This is a genomic window from Lysinibacillus sphaericus (assembly GCF_001629735.1).
Classification (GTDB): domain Bacteria; phylum Bacillota; class Bacilli; order Bacillales_A; family Planococcaceae; genus Lysinibacillus; species Lysinibacillus pinottii.
In genome coordinates, this window is sequence record NZ_CP015224.1 from 3,013,648 (window position 1) to 3,031,761 (window position 18,114).

At 38.2% G+C, this 18,114-nt stretch carries 20 protein-coding genes; all 20 read right to left on the bottom strand.

Annotated features, from left to right (window positions below; all coding sequences use genetic code 11):
* Positions 1-27 precede the first annotated feature (27 nt).
* A complete protein-coding gene (locus A2J09_RS14805; RefSeq protein ID WP_012292233.1) occupies positions 28-996 on the bottom strand; it encodes a gluconeogenesis factor YvcK family protein in 969 nt (322 codons plus the stop codon).
* 4 nt (positions 997-1,000) lie between these two features.
* Positions 1,001-1,894: an RNase adapter RapZ gene (gene rapZ, locus A2J09_RS14810; protein WP_012292232.1), complete on the bottom strand. Its 894-nt coding sequence runs from the start codon at positions 1,892-1,894 to the stop codon at positions 1,001-1,003.
* A gap of 9 nt (positions 1,895-1,903) precedes the next feature.
* Positions 1,904-2,371 carry an NUDIX domain-containing protein gene (locus A2J09_RS14815; protein ID WP_012292231.1) on the bottom strand — a complete coding sequence of 156 codons (468 nt, stop codon included), beginning with the start codon at positions 2,369-2,371 and terminating at the stop codon, positions 1,904-1,906.
* Between the two features lie 328 nt (positions 2,372-2,699).
* Complete coding sequence (gene trxB / locus A2J09_RS14820) at positions 2,700-3,644, bottom strand: thioredoxin-disulfide reductase (RefSeq protein ID WP_012292230.1); 945 nt, start codon at positions 3,642-3,644, stop codon at positions 2,700-2,702.
* 231 nt (positions 3,645-3,875) lie between these two features.
* The gene (locus A2J09_RS14825) at positions 3,876-5,399 is read right to left on the bottom strand and encodes a tetratricopeptide repeat protein (RefSeq protein ID WP_031417798.1); all 1,524 of its coding nucleotides are present in this window, start codon (positions 5,397-5,399) and stop codon (positions 3,876-3,878) included.
* Positions 5,400-5,489: 90 nt separating this feature from the next.
* Complete coding sequence (gene hisIE / locus A2J09_RS14830) at positions 5,490-6,107, bottom strand: bifunctional phosphoribosyl-AMP cyclohydrolase/phosphoribosyl-ATP diphosphatase HisIE (protein ID WP_012292228.1); 618 nt, start codon at positions 6,105-6,107, stop codon at positions 5,490-5,492.
* Positions 6,104-6,865, bottom strand: coding sequence for an imidazole glycerol phosphate synthase subunit HisF (gene hisF / locus A2J09_RS14835; RefSeq protein WP_012292227.1), 762 nt, complete (start codon positions 6,863-6,865; stop codon positions 6,104-6,106). Before hisF ends, hisIE begins: the two co-directional genes overlap by 4 nt.
* Positions 6,859-7,491 carry an imidazole glycerol phosphate synthase subunit HisH gene (hisH, locus tag A2J09_RS14840; protein WP_012292226.1) on the bottom strand — a complete coding sequence of 211 codons (633 nt, stop codon included), beginning with the start codon at positions 7,489-7,491 and terminating at the stop codon, positions 6,859-6,861. Before hisH ends, hisF begins: the two co-directional genes overlap by 7 nt.
* On the bottom strand, positions 7,488-8,087 hold the full coding sequence (gene hisB, locus A2J09_RS14845; RefSeq protein ID WP_012292225.1) for an imidazoleglycerol-phosphate dehydratase HisB: 600 nt from the start codon (positions 8,085-8,087) through the stop codon (positions 7,488-7,490). The genes hisH and hisB overlap by 4 nt, the downstream gene beginning before the upstream one ends.
* A 4-nt stretch (positions 8,088-8,091) precedes the next feature.
* Positions 8,092-9,366 (bottom strand): histidinol dehydrogenase, encoded by a 1,275-nt coding sequence (gene hisD / locus A2J09_RS14850; RefSeq protein WP_012292224.1) that lies wholly within the window; start codon positions 9,364-9,366, stop codon positions 8,092-8,094.
* Positions 9,367-9,398: 32 nt separating this feature from the next.
* On the bottom strand, positions 9,399-10,043 hold the full coding sequence (gene hisG / locus A2J09_RS14855; protein WP_012292223.1) for an ATP phosphoribosyltransferase: 645 nt from the start codon (positions 10,041-10,043) through the stop codon (positions 9,399-9,401).
* Positions 10,036-11,208, bottom strand: coding sequence for an ATP phosphoribosyltransferase regulatory subunit (locus A2J09_RS14860; RefSeq protein WP_031417804.1), 1,173 nt, complete (start codon positions 11,206-11,208; stop codon positions 10,036-10,038). The genes hisG and A2J09_RS14860 overlap by 8 nt, the downstream gene beginning before the upstream one ends.
* Before the next feature lie 250 nt (positions 11,209-11,458).
* The gene (locus tag A2J09_RS14865) at positions 11,459-12,001 is read right to left on the bottom strand and encodes an acyltransferase (RefSeq protein ID WP_012292221.1); all 543 of its coding nucleotides are present in this window, start codon (positions 11,999-12,001) and stop codon (positions 11,459-11,461) included.
* 5 nt (positions 12,002-12,006) lie between these two features.
* Positions 12,007-12,648 carry a pyrophosphatase PpaX gene (ppaX, locus tag A2J09_RS14870; RefSeq protein WP_012292220.1) on the bottom strand — a complete coding sequence of 214 codons (642 nt, stop codon included), beginning with the start codon at positions 12,646-12,648 and terminating at the stop codon, positions 12,007-12,009.
* Between the two features lie 13 nt (positions 12,649-12,661).
* A complete protein-coding gene (lgt, locus tag A2J09_RS14875; protein WP_012292219.1) occupies positions 12,662-13,483 on the bottom strand; it encodes a prolipoprotein diacylglyceryl transferase in 822 nt (273 codons plus the stop codon).
* A 45-nt stretch (positions 13,484-13,528) separates the two neighbouring features.
* On the bottom strand, positions 13,529-14,464 hold the full coding sequence (gene hprK / locus A2J09_RS14880; RefSeq protein WP_031417807.1) for an HPr(Ser) kinase/phosphatase: 936 nt from the start codon (positions 14,462-14,464) through the stop codon (positions 13,529-13,531).
* A gap of 122 nt (positions 14,465-14,586) precedes the next feature.
* Positions 14,587-14,904, bottom strand: coding sequence for a cytochrome c551 (cccB, locus tag A2J09_RS14885; RefSeq protein WP_031417808.1), 318 nt, complete (start codon positions 14,902-14,904; stop codon positions 14,587-14,589).
* 52 nt (positions 14,905-14,956) lie between these two features.
* Positions 14,957-15,799: a YitT family protein gene (locus A2J09_RS14890; protein ID WP_031417809.1), complete on the bottom strand. Its 843-nt coding sequence runs from the start codon at positions 15,797-15,799 to the stop codon at positions 14,957-14,959.
* Between the two features lie 173 nt (positions 15,800-15,972).
* Positions 15,973-17,202 carry an EAL and HDOD domain-containing protein gene (locus tag A2J09_RS14895; RefSeq protein WP_012292214.1) on the bottom strand — a complete coding sequence of 410 codons (1,230 nt, stop codon included), beginning with the start codon at positions 17,200-17,202 and terminating at the stop codon, positions 15,973-15,975.
* Between the two features lie 171 nt (positions 17,203-17,373).
* Positions 17,374-18,018, bottom strand: coding sequence for a VTT domain-containing protein (locus tag A2J09_RS14900; RefSeq protein WP_031417811.1), 645 nt, complete (start codon positions 18,016-18,018; stop codon positions 17,374-17,376).
* Between the last annotated feature and the right edge of the window lie 96 nt (positions 18,019-18,114).

An 18,114-nucleotide genomic window follows, 5' to 3' on the forward strand; every position in this document is an offset into this window, starting at 1 on the left:
TATGTTTCTATTATCCGGTTGGTTCTCTTAGCGGTCATAAATACCGGCATAATCCACCAACCACTCTGCAACATTCGTAGCATTATGTCGAACCGTTCCATCTGGACGAATTGTAGCAATATCGCGCCTTATAACCTCTAATCCCATACTTTCAAGCTTTGCCACATCAAATGTCACTGGCTCTGCTCTTTCCTCTTTATATAATTCTTTTACAGGATTTGGTAGTTCTTCGTCATTCACTAAAATCGAATCAATAAAGGAAGCGCCAACATGCTTATGTATGGCAGATACATGGTCACCTGCTGTATAAGAAATGGTTTCACCTTTTTGTGTCATTAAATTACATACATACATTTTCCTTCCTTTTGCTTTTACAACAGATTCCCCAATCTCTTTGACAAGTAGATTTGGAATGATACTTGTGTATAAGCTTCCAGGACCAATTAATATATAGTCTGCACGCTGAATTGCTCGAATAGCTTCTGGTAACGGTTGCACGTTTTCGGGTACTAAAAAAACGCGATCAATGCGTTTTGTCGCTGTTGGGATTTTGGATTCACCTTCAATGATTGAACCATCCTCTAAGACAGCATGTAAGTTGATTTTTTTATTGGCTGCTGGTATTACACGGCCATGTACTTTTAAAACCTTTCCCATCTCACTTATAGCATGGTTAAAATCACCTGTAATATCAGTAAGTGCTGTTAACATTAAGTTCCCTAAGGAATGGCCACGTAAATCCTCTGATGCAGAAAAACGGTATTGAAACATTTGCTCCACTAGCGGTTCAATATCTGATAATGCCGCAATGACATTACGAACATCACCTGGTGGTGGGATATCATAATCATCTCGTAAACGTCCTGAAGAGCCGCCATCATCCGCTACCGTCACAATAGCAGTAATATCAAATGGATGGTGCTTGAGCCCACGAAGTAATGTAGATAGTCCTGTTCCACCACCAATTACCACAAGCTTTGTTTGCTTTTTCCCCATTCACTCATTCCTTTCTACGATTAATATCACGATGCGTAATAACCGTATTCTCTTTGCTGGCTAAATAAGCCCCAAAAAACTCCGCTAAAGTTACTGAACGATGCTGACCACCTGTACAGCCAAAAGCGATGACAAGTTGTGATTTACCTTCTTGGCGATAAAGAGGAATCATAAAGTCGAACAAATCTGTTAGTTTTTGTATAAGTATTTGCGTATCTTCCAAGGCTAAAACATAGGAGGAAACTTCTGTTTGAAGACCCGTCTTCGGACGTAGTTCTTCCACATAATAAGGATTTTTAAGGAAGCGAACATCAAACACTAGGTCTGCATCTATTGGCATACCATGCTTGAAGCCAAAAGACATGATGTTGACGGTAAAAATAGTATCTGCCTCACTGGCAAATTCTTTGACTATCTTTTCTCGCAATTGCTTAGGCTTCATGTTGGATGTATTATAAACAAAATTAGCACGACCCTTTACTTCCGATAAAAGCGCTCGCTCTTGCTTAATACCATCTAAAGGTAAGCCGCTTACTGCCAATGGATGGGCCCTCCTTGTTTCTTTATAGCGTCTTACTAATGTGGCATCATCCGCATCTAAAAATAAAATACGTGCTACAATGTCGCCTTCTTTTAGTATATGGTCTAACGCCCCAATAAGCGCATCAAAAAAGTTGCCTCCCCGCATATCCATCACTGCCGCAATACGTGTACTATTTTTTCCAGAATCTCTTAACAGAGTTAAAAAAGTTGTAAGTAACGCAGGTGGTAAATTATCAATACAGTAATACCCTAAATCTTCAAAGCTTTGAATAGCTACGGTCTTCCCAGCTCCAGACATTCCTGTAATAATAACCAATTCATGTGTTCTTTGTTGGCCTTCAACCACCACTGTCATGCAACTCCTTTATTGTTCTTTTGATATTTGTATTTTCTGATGAAGTAATTCAAAATTCGTTGTATAGTCAAACGTGCCATACTGAATACCAGATTGCGAAACAGCAAATTGTAAATTAGTGCGATCTCCTTCAGCCATTGGCAAATGTACTAAATCCTCTACTGGGTGCCATGCAAGTTTACCTTCTCTAGTTTCTACAAACGGTACACCTTCTACATCCCTAGCAACGAATGTATAAAGCATCCATTCATCTACGACTTCATTATTTTCTTTAATGACCATCGTATAAACACCCTTTAGGTGTACATGTAAAGGTATAACATTTGTCTCTTCTTGAAATTCACGAATAGCAGCCTCAAAGATGGACTCACCGCTTTCCATTTTTCCACCTGGAGCAACGTACCAACCTCGTCTTGGTTTCTGAAGTAATAATACTTTACCGTCTTTTACGGCAATTAAATTTGCAATTCTTTGCATCGGCACACCTCTAATCACTTTTGCATTCTACTCTCCATTATAGCAAGACACTGCAGGATTTGTCCTCATTTACAACTCTCATACCTAGACATTTAACAATTTAGTTTTAACTAAGAAATTAATGAAAAAAAGCGCATGCTCTTTTCATACTCTATACAAATAAAAAAGTAGGTTGTTCCCACCTAATTGAGGCGGAAACAACCTACTAAACAAAATAAAAGGGGGATTGCTAATTACACTTTAAATCATACACCTTTTATATGTCATTCAAGTTACAACAATATTAAAACCACATTAAAATTGTATTTTTTTCCTTAAAATAGCCATGTTATGCATTAATTTTCTCTAATAGTTCTTCTACATAATGCTGTACAGCTTGTGCAGCAATACTGCCATCACCAGTCGCTGTAACAATTTGACGAAGTGATTTTTCACGTACATCTCCCGCTGCAAAGATACCTGGAATTGTCGTTTCCATATTATCATTTGTCAGGATATAACCAGCATCATTTAAAATACCTAAAGATTCGAATGGCTTTGTTAAAGGTAGCATACCGATATACACAAACACACCATCTGTTGTAAACTCTGACTCAGTTCCATCCACAGTTGATTGCAATGTAACACTGCCCACTTTACCATTTGCTTCATTAATTTCTTTTACTGTAGCATTCCAAATGAAATCAATTTTGTCATTGGCAAAGGCACGATCTTGGAGGATTTTTTGTGCACGTAATTTATCACGACGGTGGACAATTGTTACTTTATCAGCAAAGCGTGTTAAATATACGCCCTCTTCTACAGCTGAATCTCCGCCGCCAACAACTACCAGATTTTTTTGTTTAAAGAACGCACCATCACAAACTGCACAGTAGCTGACACCACGGCCGCCAAGTTCTTTTTCACCAGGCACACCCATTTTTTTATACTCTGCACCAGTTGTAATAATAATGGCACGTGTTTTATATTCTTTTGTACCTGATTTAATTGTTTTAAATTCTTCCCCATCGATGATTTCTGTGACATCACCATAGGCATATTCTGCACCAAATTTTTTAGCATGGTCAAACATTTTGGTAGACAGCTCAGGCCCTAAAATAGTATCGAAACCAGGATAGTTTTCTACTTCTTCAGTGTTGGCCATTTGTCCACCTGGGATTCCTCGTTCAATCATAAGCGTTGACAAATTAGCACGTGATGTATAAACAGCAGCAGTCATCCCAGCAGGGCCTGCACCAATAATGACTACATCATAAATTTTTTCTTCCGACATAAATACTTCCCCCTAAACAGAATACTTTTTATCTTCATTCAACAAATAGTAGTGAAAGTGTAACGTCACCTACATATGATCCCAACTTACAATAGAGGGGATGAAGATAAACCATTGGCAACTAGCAAGGAATAACAATCGAACGCAATGTTGCCAGGGCAAATTAATGATAACGTTAGTATGTTCATCGTATGTGAAAGTATAAAGTTATTCAACTATGTTGCTCACACACTAATTATGACTGCTTGGTAAAAAAGCTAAAATTTCATCAATATACTTCGATAAAGTGGCAACAGATACTCCATATTGTTGAGCTATTTCTTTTTTTGTTACTTTGAGCATTTGAGAGGATCTAAATAGATAATCATTTGCTCCTGCAATTGCAACAGGATTTGTAAAACGGTAATTTTGAATTAAAGCTTGTTCACACAGGACAAACCACATTTGAAACATAGGTACAATCAATGTTGATAATTTGCCGTACTGCTTTAATAAAATTTCTGGCACATTTACAGCACGTAGAAAGCTTGCCTCTACTTTATTTTTCTTATCAAATTCATGTCCAAGTGCATATGCTAAAAATAATTTCTCAAAAGCACCGAATTGCTCAATATTAACCCATTTAGGATGGGCGATTATTTCTTGCTTATGAGCCGTAGCTTTTAATAAAAACAGACCAAAGATGCGCTCACTTAAATAGCTACTTTCTAATTTTTCAACGATGAAATTCCGATCATGTTCCAACGCGTCTAGCGCAAATTCGTTATCATGTTGGCGCCAAGGCTCAAAGCCTTCTTTATCTGGATCTACCTCTAGCAGTTGACCCCAAGCACTTTTGGAAACCTCCTCATGCCCTGAAAAATAAGCGGCATGAGATAACCAAAAGTAAAAGCCCGCGTCGCCTACATAGCCTCTTTTTTGCATACTGCGCAACCATTTATAAGCTAATTCATATTGCCCTATTAAAGCTAATGTAGCACCTAGTTTATAACGATGCTCCCATGTATATGGCTGAATTTTAACAAGCACATTTAATAGCTCTTGCAAATCCTCTTCATTCTTTTCGTAATACGCAATCACTGTTAAGTTACAAAGTGCATGTAAGTTTCCCTTATTTTCACGTAATACGGTATGTAAGAGAGCCTTTGCCTGTTCCTCTTCTCCCACATAAAAATAAGCAAGTGCAAGATTATTATACGCCGACCAAAAGGCTGGGCGATCTTCAATTAAATCTTCTAAAATAGTAATAGCTTCAGGAAAGTCGCCTTTTTCCATATGACGGCGAGCCTGTTCCTGACGATATAAATCTTCACCAGATCCTTCAAGCTCCTCAAACTCATCTTGCTCAAATGCAACAAATTCTAAAATTTCTGCTGCTTCATCTGCATAAGCACCTTCAGGCTCTAACTGCAAATACTCCTCAGCAAAGCGTTTCGCATCCTGCATGATTCCTACACAACCTGATACTTCCGCCATGTAAAAAATAATTTCTGGATTATCGGGATCAATTTGATAGGCACGACGAAGCAAATCATACGCTTCTTCAAAACGTTGACCTTCTAACTCTATAATAGCAAGCTGCAAGATTATCATAGGATCATCAGGGCTAAGATCAACTGCACGCTGCAAATATTTATAGGCTTTATTCATTTGTCCACTGTTCATAGCTTGAATTGATTTTTTATAATAATAGTCGCCTGTTGGAATGAACGACACTATATTCGATTGGTTCTTATTTTGACGTTTCTTTTCCAATACATTTCCTCCGAAACAAGAAATAAGGAACGTATTAAACGTTCCTTTACACAGTAAACCCTATTATACCACACAATTTATAATATGCTGTTATTTCTCCTCGTGACGTTTTTTCAACACATCTAGGACATCATATATACTTACTTTTTGTTCTTGTAGTAATACTAGAAGGTGATAAATTAAATCAGCTGCCTCCCACTTTACTTCTTCGGCATCGCGATTTTTTGCCCCAATAACCACCTCTGTTGCTTCCTCACCTACTTTTTTACAGATTTTATCGATGCCCTTCTCAAATAAATATGTAGTATAAGCTCCCACAGGCATTTCCTGTTCTCGCTTTTCAATTACACGGACAAGTTTTGCAATTATTTCTACAGAACCTACCCCAGTATTTTGCTGTACAACCTCCGTAAAGCAAGAAGCTGTACCGTTATGACAAGCTGGACCTTCTGGTAATACTTCCACAACTATTGCATCATAATCGCAGTCTGTTTTAATTGCTACAACCTTTTGCGTATGACCACTTGTGGCACCTTTATGCCAAAGCTCCTGACGTGAACGAGAATAAAACCAAGTTTCACCTGATTCCATCGTTTTAACGAATGACTCTTTATTCATATAAGCCACCGTTAATACTTCTTTCGTATTGGCATCCTGTACTACTGCCGTTACAAGACCTTTCTCATCAAATCGAATTCGCTCTATCATCTCACTGCCACTCCTTTTGCACGTAAGTATTCTTTCACTTGGGCTACGCTTGTTTCTTTATAATGGAAGATAGAAGCTGCAAGTGCTGCATCTGCATCAACTTCTTCGGCTAATACTTCGTAAAAATGTTCGGCATAACCTGCCCCACCACTTGCAATAACTGGGACTGACACAGCCTCTCGTACCGCTTTTGTTAATCCCAAATCAAAGCCAGATTTTTCTCCATCTTGATTCATACTAGTTAATAAAATCTCACCAGCTCCTAAACGCACCGCTTCCTTTGCCCAGTCTATAGCTGACCAAGTAGTTTTATTGCGCCCACCATGTGTATAAACCATCCATGTACCGTCCTCTTCACTATAGCGAGCATCGATTGCTACCACGATGCATTGGGCACCAAAGAAATCAGAGCCTTCTTGAATAAGGGAAGGGCGCTCTAAAGCAGAAGTATTGACAGAAACTTTATCCGCACCAGCGCGTAAAATACGCTTCATATCATCCAACGTTCGAATACCACCACCAACTGTAAACGGAATCGCTAGAGTAGCTGCTGTTTGTTGGACAACCTCTATCATTGTTTCGCGGCCTTCATGTGAAGCAGATATATCTAAAAATACAAGCTCATCCGCGCCTTGTTCATCATAAAATTTTGCTAGCTCCACTGGGTCACCAGCATCACGAATGGATACAAATTGTATCCCTTTTACAACGCGTCCCTCCTTGACATCGAGGCAAGGAATAATTCGTTTCGTTAGCATGATTTCACTCCTTTCAGCCATTGCTCTAATAAATATACGCCCAGCTCACCTGATTTTTCAGGGTGAAATTGCATACCTGTCACAGAACCTTTCGCTACAATACCTGGAACTTGTATACCACAATAGTCTGCATAAGCAACAAGTTCAGACTTCTCAATATTAGTGGCATAAAATGAATGAACGAAATAGACATGCTTTGCAGGAGCACTATTTTCTAACCAAGCAGGACGATTCGCCATAACTAATTCGTTCCAGCCCATATGTGGCACCCGATATGCTCGCCCCTCATTTGTGCCACTAAATCGCTTAATATGTCCTTTAAAGAAACCTAAGCCATTTGTTGGTGTGACCTCATCACTTTTTTCAAATAATAATTGCATCCCTAAACAAATGCCTAAAAGAGGGCGATGCTGGCTTTGGGCATTTTTTAGATAACAATCTAATTTTGTCTCTGCTAAACGCTTTCTAGCATCTGGGAATGCACCAACTCCTGGTAATATGAGTGCATCTGTAGTATCTAGCAATTGTTGATTAGCTGTCACTATGACCTCACAGCCAAGTCGATTCAAAGCTTGTACCACACTAAATAAATTTCCCATACCATAATCAACCACACCTATTTTCACGTTAACAGCCCCTTAGTCGATGGTACTCCTTTAACACGTGGATCAATTTCTACGGCAGCATCAATCGCCCTAGCTAAGGCTTTAAAAATTGCCTCAATAATATGGTGCGTATTATGCCCATAGGGTACAATCACATGTACATTCATTCGTGCCTCTAAGGCAAATTTCCACAAAAATTCATGCACTAATTCTGTATCAAAAGTTCCCACCTTTTCTTTTAAAGGGGGCACTCGGTATTCTAAATGGGGGCGATTCGAGCAATCAACCACCACCTGCGCAAGTGCATCATCCATAGGTACAAATGCCGTTCCATAGCGTTTAATGCCCTTTTTATCACCAAGTGCTTCTCGAATAGCTTGCCCTAACACAATGCCTAGATCCTCCGTTGTATGATGATCATCAATATAGGTATCCCCATTCGCTTGGATGGTCCCATTAAAAAGACCATGCTTGATAAATAAATCCAGCATATGATCCATAAAACCTACGCCCGTTTTAATATCTGCCTTCCCTTCACCATCTAAATCGATGGCTACTGAAATTTGCGTTTCATTGGTTGTTCGCTCTACTTGTGCATATCGTTTCTTTTCCGTCATTGTACTATTCCTTCTTCCATCCGCGAGATTCCACTGCACGTGCATGGCCCTCTAAACCCTCCATACGTGCGAGACGTGCAATTTTTGGTGCATGCTCTTGCCAAGTTTTTTCACTGTAATAAACAACACTTGATTTTTTCACAAAATCATCTACGTTTAAGCCACTAGCAAAACGTGCTGTGCTATTAGTTGGTAACACATGATTGGTCCCCGCAAAATAGTCACCAACAGGCTCTGAACTATAACGACCAATAAAAATACCACCTGCATGCCTTATTTGTTCAGCGATCGCCTCAGCATTATTTGTCATAATTTCTAAATGCTCCGGTGCTAATGAATTAATCGCTTCCACTGCATCTGATACCGTTTCAGCTATATAAATGACCCCAAAATTTTCGATTGAAGCACGCGCTACTTCTTGACGTGGTAAAATCTCCAATTGCTTTTCAACTTCTTCAGCTACCTTTTTGGCCAATTTCTCTGAGGTCGTGACGAGAACAGCACAAGCTAATCGGTCATGTTCTGCTTGAGATAACAGATCTGCAGCAATTTCGTCTGGAAATGCAGTGTCATCAGCTAGTACTGCAATTTCGCTAGGTCCCGCAATCATATCAATGGCAACTTCCCCAAATACCTCCCGTTTAGCAAGGGCTACAAAAATATTTCCTGGGCCTGTAATTTTATCGACTGGTGCGATGGTCTCTGTGCCATAAGCAAGAGCAGCAATTGCTTGTGCCCCACCTATTTTATAAATTTCTTCGATTCCTAAAAGCTGAGCCGCCACTAGGACACCTGCTGGCATTTTTCCATCAAGGCCTGCTGGAGAAGCAATCACAATACGCTTCACACCTGCTACCTGTGCTGGAATCACATTCATTAGCACCGATGAGGGATAGGCAGCTGTACCGCCAGGAACATATAATCCTACTGCATCTAGAGCTGTTACTCGTTGACCTAGCCAAGAACCGTCACCTAGCTCTAAGCGATAACCCTGTCGTGACTGTTGTTCATGATAAAGTCGAATATTTTGAGCTGCTTCCACCAAATCCTGATAGAGTTGTTGGTCAAGAGCATTTACAGCTTCTTGTATTTCCTCCTTCGTGACACGCAAGCTTGTAGGCATATACCCGTCCCAACGTTCTGTATAGGCACGTAACGCTACGTCTCCCTGTGTCCTCACATCTGTTAACACCTGTCTTACAACTTTTAACTGTTCCTCATTTCCACCTTCAAGTGGTCTTTTTAAGGAAATACCCTTTGCTAGTTTAGTTATTTTCATTGAATTAAACCCCTTCAGTTACTCATATGTAGCTAGATATGATTACTTTTTTGTTCATTCACACATTTCTTTAATCGTCTAACAAGGTCAATGATGCGCTCACCCTTCATACGATAGCTAACCGGATTAGCAATTAACCGAGATGACACAGTCGAAATAAATTCATATTCAACTAAGCCGTTCTCTTTTAATGTACGTCCTGTAGAAACAATATCGACAATTCGGTCAGCTAAACCAATCATAGGTGCTAATTCAATAGATCCATTAAGCTCAATGATTTCGACTTGCTCCCCGATGCCTTTATAGTATTTCATCGCAATATTCGGATATTTCGTCGCAATTCTAGGAGCAATTTCATTCATATCTGTATTTGGTAAACCAGCTGACGCGATATAGCAATTACTAATATTCAAATCCAGTAATTCATGTACCTCTCTCTGTTGCTCTAACAAAACATCCTTGCCAGCAATACCGATATCCGCTACGCCATGCTCAACGTAGACAGGCACATCCATTGGTTTAGATAAAATAAAGCGAATTTTCTCTTCTGGTATTTCAATCATTAATTTACGCGACATTTCGACCTCTTCTGGTAAATGAAAACCTGCCTTCAATAACATCTGATAGGCCTCTTCAAAGATTCGCCCCTTTGGCATTGCAATTGTTAATTCATTCACTACCAATTTCCTCCTGTCCAACTACAACTACTTCCGTAAAGTGAGCTAAAAAGGCTTCTTCATCGACTAGGCTACTACGCAACTGTAAAGTAGCTAATTTCCCTGCTGCCCGCAATGTGTTTACCTTTATTAAAGCTGCCTCAAATTGTTCTTCATCAAAAAGCACAACAGTTGCTTCTTGTTGCATCTCTGATTGCCCATGTAATGTTTCCAATAAACGATCGACACGAATGCTAAATCCCGTCGCACCAGCCTTTGATCCAAACACCTCTAACAATCCATCGTAACGGCCACCATTTCCTAATGGAAAACCACTACCTAAGGCAAATACTTCAAAAAGCATACCTGTGTAGTAACTCATATGACTTGAGAGTGTAAAATCAAACGTAACATAAGCAGCTAAGTCGGCCATTTCCAATAATTGAGCAAGCTGTTGCATATATACTAATGCATCATTTTTACGAACATATTTTTCAATATCGCGGATATCCTTCACATCCATTGCTTCTTCAATAAACTGGAGGAGGGCATCTGCTTTAGCTTTAGGTAAATTAAATGAATCTACCGCTTCTTCAAATCCAACATAATTTCGGTGGACAAGTAATGTTCTAAGGGTAGTTTGCTGTTCAATACTCTCTGTGTAATCTTGTAAAATGCAGTTTAGTATGCCTGCATGTCCAATCGTTACTTTAAACGCTTCTAGTTTTAAGTGCTTTAAAAGCTCCATTGCTGTCACAATCACTTCTGCATCAGCAAATACAGATTGGTCCCCTATTAATTCAATACCCATTTGATCGAATTCTGCTGGTCTCCCCCCTTCTGCTTCTTGTGCACGAAAAACACTTGCGAAGTAAGCTAAACGTTGAGGAATCATTTCTTTCAATAATTTCGAGGTGGCCACCCGAGCAATCGGGGTTGTCATATCTGGTCGGAGCACTAATGTATTTCCCTGACTATCTACAAGTTTAAATAAATGGGTATCAGCGATCGCAGAAGCTTTTCCAACTGTATCAAAATATTCAACAGCAGGTGTTTTAATAAACTCATATCCCCTTTTAGTTAAAAAATCTCTACCTGTTTGTCTTACCGCTTCAACTTTTTCAAAGATTTGTGGAAAGGTATCACGCATTCCAAGTGGCTTTTCAAACATTTTTATTGACGACATATGAACACTTCCTCACATTCACTTTAATTCACTAGAGTATTAGAGAATTAGATTATGAAAGAATTTTAACTTATTTCTGTTAAACAGTCAACGTATTCCCTCTAATTATCTAAATCTTTAAATTACTTTATGAAGAAGGTTGCAACTACCTGAAAATCTAAAATTAAAAGATTTGACGAGTAAATACCAACAAATAAAAGCTACTCCCAATTTTGGGAGTAGCTTTAGCTTTTTAGATATATGAATTTGATTATTTTTTAGGTGTACACCATTGCACAACTTCATGACGCTTACGCTCTGCCATTTGTTCTGCTGTATAAATAATTTGCATCGGATTTCCTCCTGCTAGACAGCCAGCCGGCACATCCTTATGTACAAGAGTTGCGGCAGAAACAATGGCACCATCTCCAATTGTCACACCTGGTAAAATTGTAGAATTCGCACCAATCATTACTTCATGGCCAATACGGACATCCCCTAAACGATATTCCTCTATTAAATATTCATGGGCTAAGATGGTCGTATTAAAGCCAATTACTGTATTATCCCCAATAAAAATACGCTCAGGATACATAGTATCTGGCATAACCATTAACGCTAGTGAAGTTTTTTCACCTATGGTCATTTTTAAAAATGTTCGATAAAGCCAGTTTTTCACACGTAAAAATGGTGTGAAGCGTCCAATTTGAATGACAATGAAACACTTCATCACCTTCCAAAAGGACACCGTGTCGTAGATTTTCCACAGTGAATTTGCTCCTTCGACACGGTAACGTTCTGTTTTACGCGCCATCTAACTTACCCCTCTTTCACAATATCCAATAAATCCGTCATATGATGCAATATATACTCTGGTTGGAACTGCTGTAAGTATGCCTCGCCTTTAATTGCCCAAGCGACACCAGCTGCTCTGACTCCTGCACGATGTCCTGCTTCAATATCATGCGAGTTATCTCCAATCATAATTGCATCATCTTTGTTGATCCCTAAACGTTCCAATGCAAGTAAAACTGGTTCTGGATCTGGCTTCACATTATGCACATCATCTGTTCCAATACGCACATCAAATAGGTGTGTAGCCCCAAGAATAGATAGCCCACGATCAATCGTATCATTCCGTTTTGTCGAAACAATCGCCAAACGAATCCCTTGTGCTTTTAATTGCTCTAATGTTGAGACAACGTCTGGGTATTGACTAACAAGTTCATCATGATGCTCTATATTCCAAGCTCGATATTTGGCTATCAAAGCTTCCTCTTCACCTGGTGCAATGTCATTAAATGTCTGCTTAAGTGAGGGACCAATGAATTTCAAGCAATCTTTTGGCGAAAATTGCCCGGGAAATCTCTCATTTAAAACATGCATAAATGTTTGAATGATTAATTCATTTGTATTCAGTAAAGTTCCATCAAAATCAAATAGTAGTGCCTTTACAGCCATATGTTACATCTCCTTATTTATTATCTAAGTATTTCATGGCTGGTTTAACCTTTATTCTACGATAAATAATGGCTCCAAGACCTACTACAATACCTATAATAGATACAATTTGAGCTGAGCGTAAATCACCGACTAGGTAAAGACTATCTGTACGCATTCCTTCAATGTAGAAACGACCAATGGAATACCAAATTAAATAACTGAAGAAAATTTCCCCACGATTTAAATTTACTTTTCGTAATATCAGTAAAATAATCAGTCCTATTAGATTCCAGACGGATTCATATAAAAATGTAGGATGTACATAAGTACCTAATTCTTCAATATACATTTGATTGATAATCCAATCTGGTAACATTAAATTTTCTAAAAATTCCTTTGAAACAGGCCCACCATAAGCCTCTTGGTTCATAAAGTTACCCCAGCGACCTATAATTTGTCCAATTAAAATACTAGGTGCTGCAATATCTGCTACTCGTAAGAAGCTTACATTTTTAATACGAGTAAATATGTAAGCCGTCACAAATGCTCCAATTAACGCACCGTGTATGGCAATACCACCATTCCATATCTCAATGATTTTACCTGGATTTTCACTATAGTAATCCCATCTCATTGACACATAATAAATGCGCGCACAAATGATGGATATCGGAACAGCCCACAATAATAAGTCTGCAAGAAAATCTTCAGGCAATCCTCGCTTTACGGCCTCTCGTTGGCCTACTACATACGCTAAAATAATACCCGATACGATGAGCAATCCATACCAACGAACTGGAATTGGCCCCAAATGAAAGGCAATCGGGTTAATTTGTAAAAGTAATAAATCCATCTTTTGCTCCTCTCCAATTATCTGTTACCAAAGATCGGTAAACTTTTAATCATCTAATACATCGTTCGACGAAATAACTTCATCTAAACGTCTTGAAAATTCTTCTGCCGCATTTACACCCATTTTCTTTAATCGATAATTCATCGCTGCTACTTCGATAATTACAGATACATTTCGTCCTGGTCTTACCGGAATTGTTAATTTCGTCAATTCTGTATCAATGATCTTCATCTTTTCTTCTTCTAAGCCTAATCGATCATATACTTTTTGTGGGTCCCAAATTTCTAGCTCAATAATGAGTGTAATACGTTTATATGGGCGGACTGCACTTGCACCAAATAGTGTCATAATATCAATAATGCCGATGCCTCGTATTTCCAATAGATGCTCTAAAAGAGGAGGGGGACTACCAATTAATAAATTTTCTGATTCTTGTCTAATCTCGACACAATCATCAGCTACTAAACGGTGACCTTTTTTGACAAGCTCAAGTGCTGTTTCACTTTTACCCACGCCACTTTTACCAATAATTAGTATGCCGATGCCATACACATCCACAAGTACACCATGTGCAGCTGTCATTGGTGCTAATCGGCCCTCTAAATAGTTGGTCAATCTACTTGAAAATTTGGTTGTTGTCATATGTGTTTTAAAAACAGGAACATGCTTTTCGTTGGAAGCTTGAATCAGCTCCTCAGGTACTTCTAAATCCCGAGAAATTATAATTGCAGGTGTATCTTGGGAACAAAGTAAGCGCATCCGTTCAAGCTTAACATCTGTTGGTAACATTTCAAAAAAGGATAGCTCCGTTTTGCCAAGCAATTGTACCCGATTGGCTGGATAATGCGTAAAATACCCGGCCATTTCAAGTCCTGGCCTTGAAATGTCACTTGTCACAATCGTTCTGCCGATTCCTTCCTCGCCTGCTAATAACTCTAACTTAAATTTCTCCATAACATCTCTCGTTAATACTACAACCAATGAAAAAGCCTCCAATCAATGGATAAAGTTCTCCTTATTTTAGCATGTCTATGTATAAAAGAAATGTATTTACTCTTAATGAAAAAAACTAGCGGCTCTCCAGTCCGCTAGTTTTTGAATTATTATTTTTTAGTAGCTAACCATTTAGCAACTGCTTCAGCATCTGCGCCTTTTACAATTCCTCCAGGCATGCCACCTTTACCATTATTAATAATATCTAAAATTTCCGATTCCGATAAACGAGAACCTACATCGTTTAATGCTGGTCCATTGGCACCTTGTAGCTCGCCACCATGACATGTAACACATGATTTCATTGCGATAGCTTCTCCATCTGGAGCAGTGGCACCTTCATTGTTAGTTGCCTCTTTATTTCCGCCTCCACAAGCTGCTAAGAAAATTGCTGAACCGAACACTAATGTTAACATTGCCTTTTTCATTAGTACCCCTCCTCATAATCGATAATTACCTTACGCCGCCATTATACCAAAATTATGCACGTTTGAAACCTTCTCCTAATACCTCATAGGCATCCGAAACAATGACAAACGCTGATGGGTCAACGCTTTTAATGAGTTGTTTCAGCTTTGTGAATTCTGTCTGATAAACAACAACCATAAGAACTGGTCGCGCTTCTCCTGTATAGCCCCCAAATGCTTGTAACTTAGTGACACCCCGATTAATTTCAGCATAAATGGCTTCACGTACTTCATCTTGTTTCAACGTAATAATATAGACCATTTTTGATTGGCTAAAACCTAGCTGAATAATATCAATCGTTTTGGTTGTTACATAAAGTCCAATCAGGGCATACAAACCTTTCTCTAAATCAAAAACAACTGCTGCACTAATCGCTATGATTCCATCTATTAACAGTACACTTGTACCAAGCGTTAATCCTGTATACTTCGTAATGATTTGCGCTAGTAAATCAGTGCCACCAGTAGAAGCATTCCCTTTAAAGACTAGTCCTATTCCTAAACCAACTACAATTCCCCCAAAAAGAGCTCCAAGCAAAGGATTATCCGTCCAAGGCTCCCAACTATTTGTTAGCAAGACAATAAACGGTAAAGTAATCGTCCCAATAAATGATTTTATGCCAAATTTTTTGCCGAGTAATAAAACACCAGCAATAAATAGTGGAATATTAAAGGCATATTGCACAATACCTGGATTCCAGCCAAACAAACCATGCAAAATTGTACTAATTCCACTTACCCCTCCGGAAGCAACCTGATTTGGTAATAAAAAGACATTAAAACCAATAGCAATCACTGCCGCTCCTACAATAACATACACATAGTCCACAATGTTTTCCCTAACATCATGTTTCATTTCCCCACGCCCACTTCAACTATCAGAATTTTTTAAAGACGAAATGATTATAGCAAATACTTTACACATTGAGAACTTCATCTTGATGAAGGGATTAGCTATTGTTGAGGATAAAAAATAAGCTATCTTAAACGGACGTAAGATAGCTTATTGTAGGAGTAATAGGTATTTATTTAAAATGATTTTTCTGCCCATTCCATTGCCTCATAATATAGATGATCCATATCGTTGAGCTGGATATTTAATTGAGCACTTAGTTCCTCTAATCGTGCCCAATCTAATTTTCCTAGAGCGATACTGAATTCTAGAAATGACGTCATATCTGTTTCATGCCCTAAGATTGTATTGGTAATATCCTCTGAAAATGGTAGCTGATGCAATATGACACTCATGGGTCTTTGCAGTAATGTATCAATAAGTGAGAACATACCTACTAGAAAATATTCCGAAAAATTCTTTTTATAGGATAGCTTGGCTAACTTCTCACAAACTTTTGCTCGAAACAAGGACATACACATTACTTCTTTAAAAAGGTCTGAGTCCGCATCAATATCAATTTCTCGCATCGCTAATAGATAAATCCATTTACGTAAATTGGATATTCCTAATAACACAATCGCTTGTTTTATAGAGCGTACTTTAGATTTTGAACGCTTAGAAGAATTATTAATCATTTGTAATAATTTATACGTCAAAGAAATATCTCGTTCGATATTTTCTGCTAATAATTGAATATTTGGTTCTTCTTCTTTTAACAACGAGATAATATGAATATATTGTATCGTATTAGCAGGGATATCTGTTGCTTTTATGATTTGAGGCTGTTCAAAGAAATAGCCTTGAAATAATACGTACCCAGAAGATTTAGCCACTTCAAATTGATGACGAGTCTCTACTTTTTCTGCAAGCAATTGAATATGTGGGTAATTTCCCTTAACTTTATTTTCAATTTCCATTCTTTTGACCATCGATGTTGCTAGAAAATCAACCTTTATAAAATCAACTTGTTCAAATAATTCATCATAGATGTCAACCTGTTCATCCATAATAAAATCATCTAATGCAATTTGAAATCCATAATTTTTTAGCTCCACCACACGTTTCACTAATTGAGATGTCAGTGGAACATCCTCTAAAATTTCAATGACAACTTGTGAAGGATTTAAAAATTCATGAATGGAGCTCATTAATAAGTTATCAGTAAAGTTAACAAAACCCGGCTTACCCTTCGTTACTTCTTCAAAACCAATTGAAAGAAATGAGTTCACCAGTACATCAATAGTTGCTGCATCTGAATCAACCATTGGAAAGGCATTAACGTTTTTTCCACGATATAACAATTCATACGCAACGACCTGTTCGTGAAGATTAAAAATAGGTTGCCTGCCAATAAATACTTCCATTTCGTTGCCCCCATTTCTCCACATTCTAGTTATTAATAGTATAACATTTTTTACGACCTGATGCTTATACTTCAATATAATTTATCATCACCATTGAAGATTTTCTATATCTTTTTTCTACCTAAAAAAAGACAGTCCCAGTGATGTTGTATCACGTTAGGACTGTCCAAACTATTTGCCAACCTTGGCTTTTATCGCACCTATTACCGCAGGAACGACAGAGATAAAAATAATCAATATAAGCACAACTGAGAAGTTATCTTTAATAATAGGGATATTACCGAAGAAATAACCTAGTAATGTACAGCTGAATACCCATAAAATAGCACCTAAAATATTATAAAGTAAGAAGTAGCTATAATTCATTTTACTTGCTCCCGCTACGAATGGGATAAATGTACGAATAAATGGCATAAAACGAGCTATAACAATTGTTTTTCCACCATGTGTATTGAAGAATTTTTCAGCTGCTTCCATACGTTCTTTTTTAACAACTCTTCCGAGAAGACTCTTTGGAGGAATCGACGTCCCAACTTTATGACCAATATGGTAATTCATTGTATCACCTAAAATGGCCGCTGCTAAAAATACTGGTATTAATATCCACATATCAAAGGCTCCCATTGCAGCAGCCAATGTACCACTAGCGAAAAGCAATGAATCGCCCGGTAAGAATGGGAAAATAACGACGCCTGTTTCTACAAAAACAATGGCAAATAAAATAAGATAACTCCAATTGCCAAAATCACGAATGATTTCTTCTAAATGCACATCTATATGCACAATAAAGCTTATTAACTCTTTAATGAGTTCTATCATGTTTTTGTATGCTCTCTTTCAATAGTATTTTTACCTAAAAGCTTTGACGTAGCCTTACATCAAAGGGTTCCAGTTTTGTACATCTTTTTACAT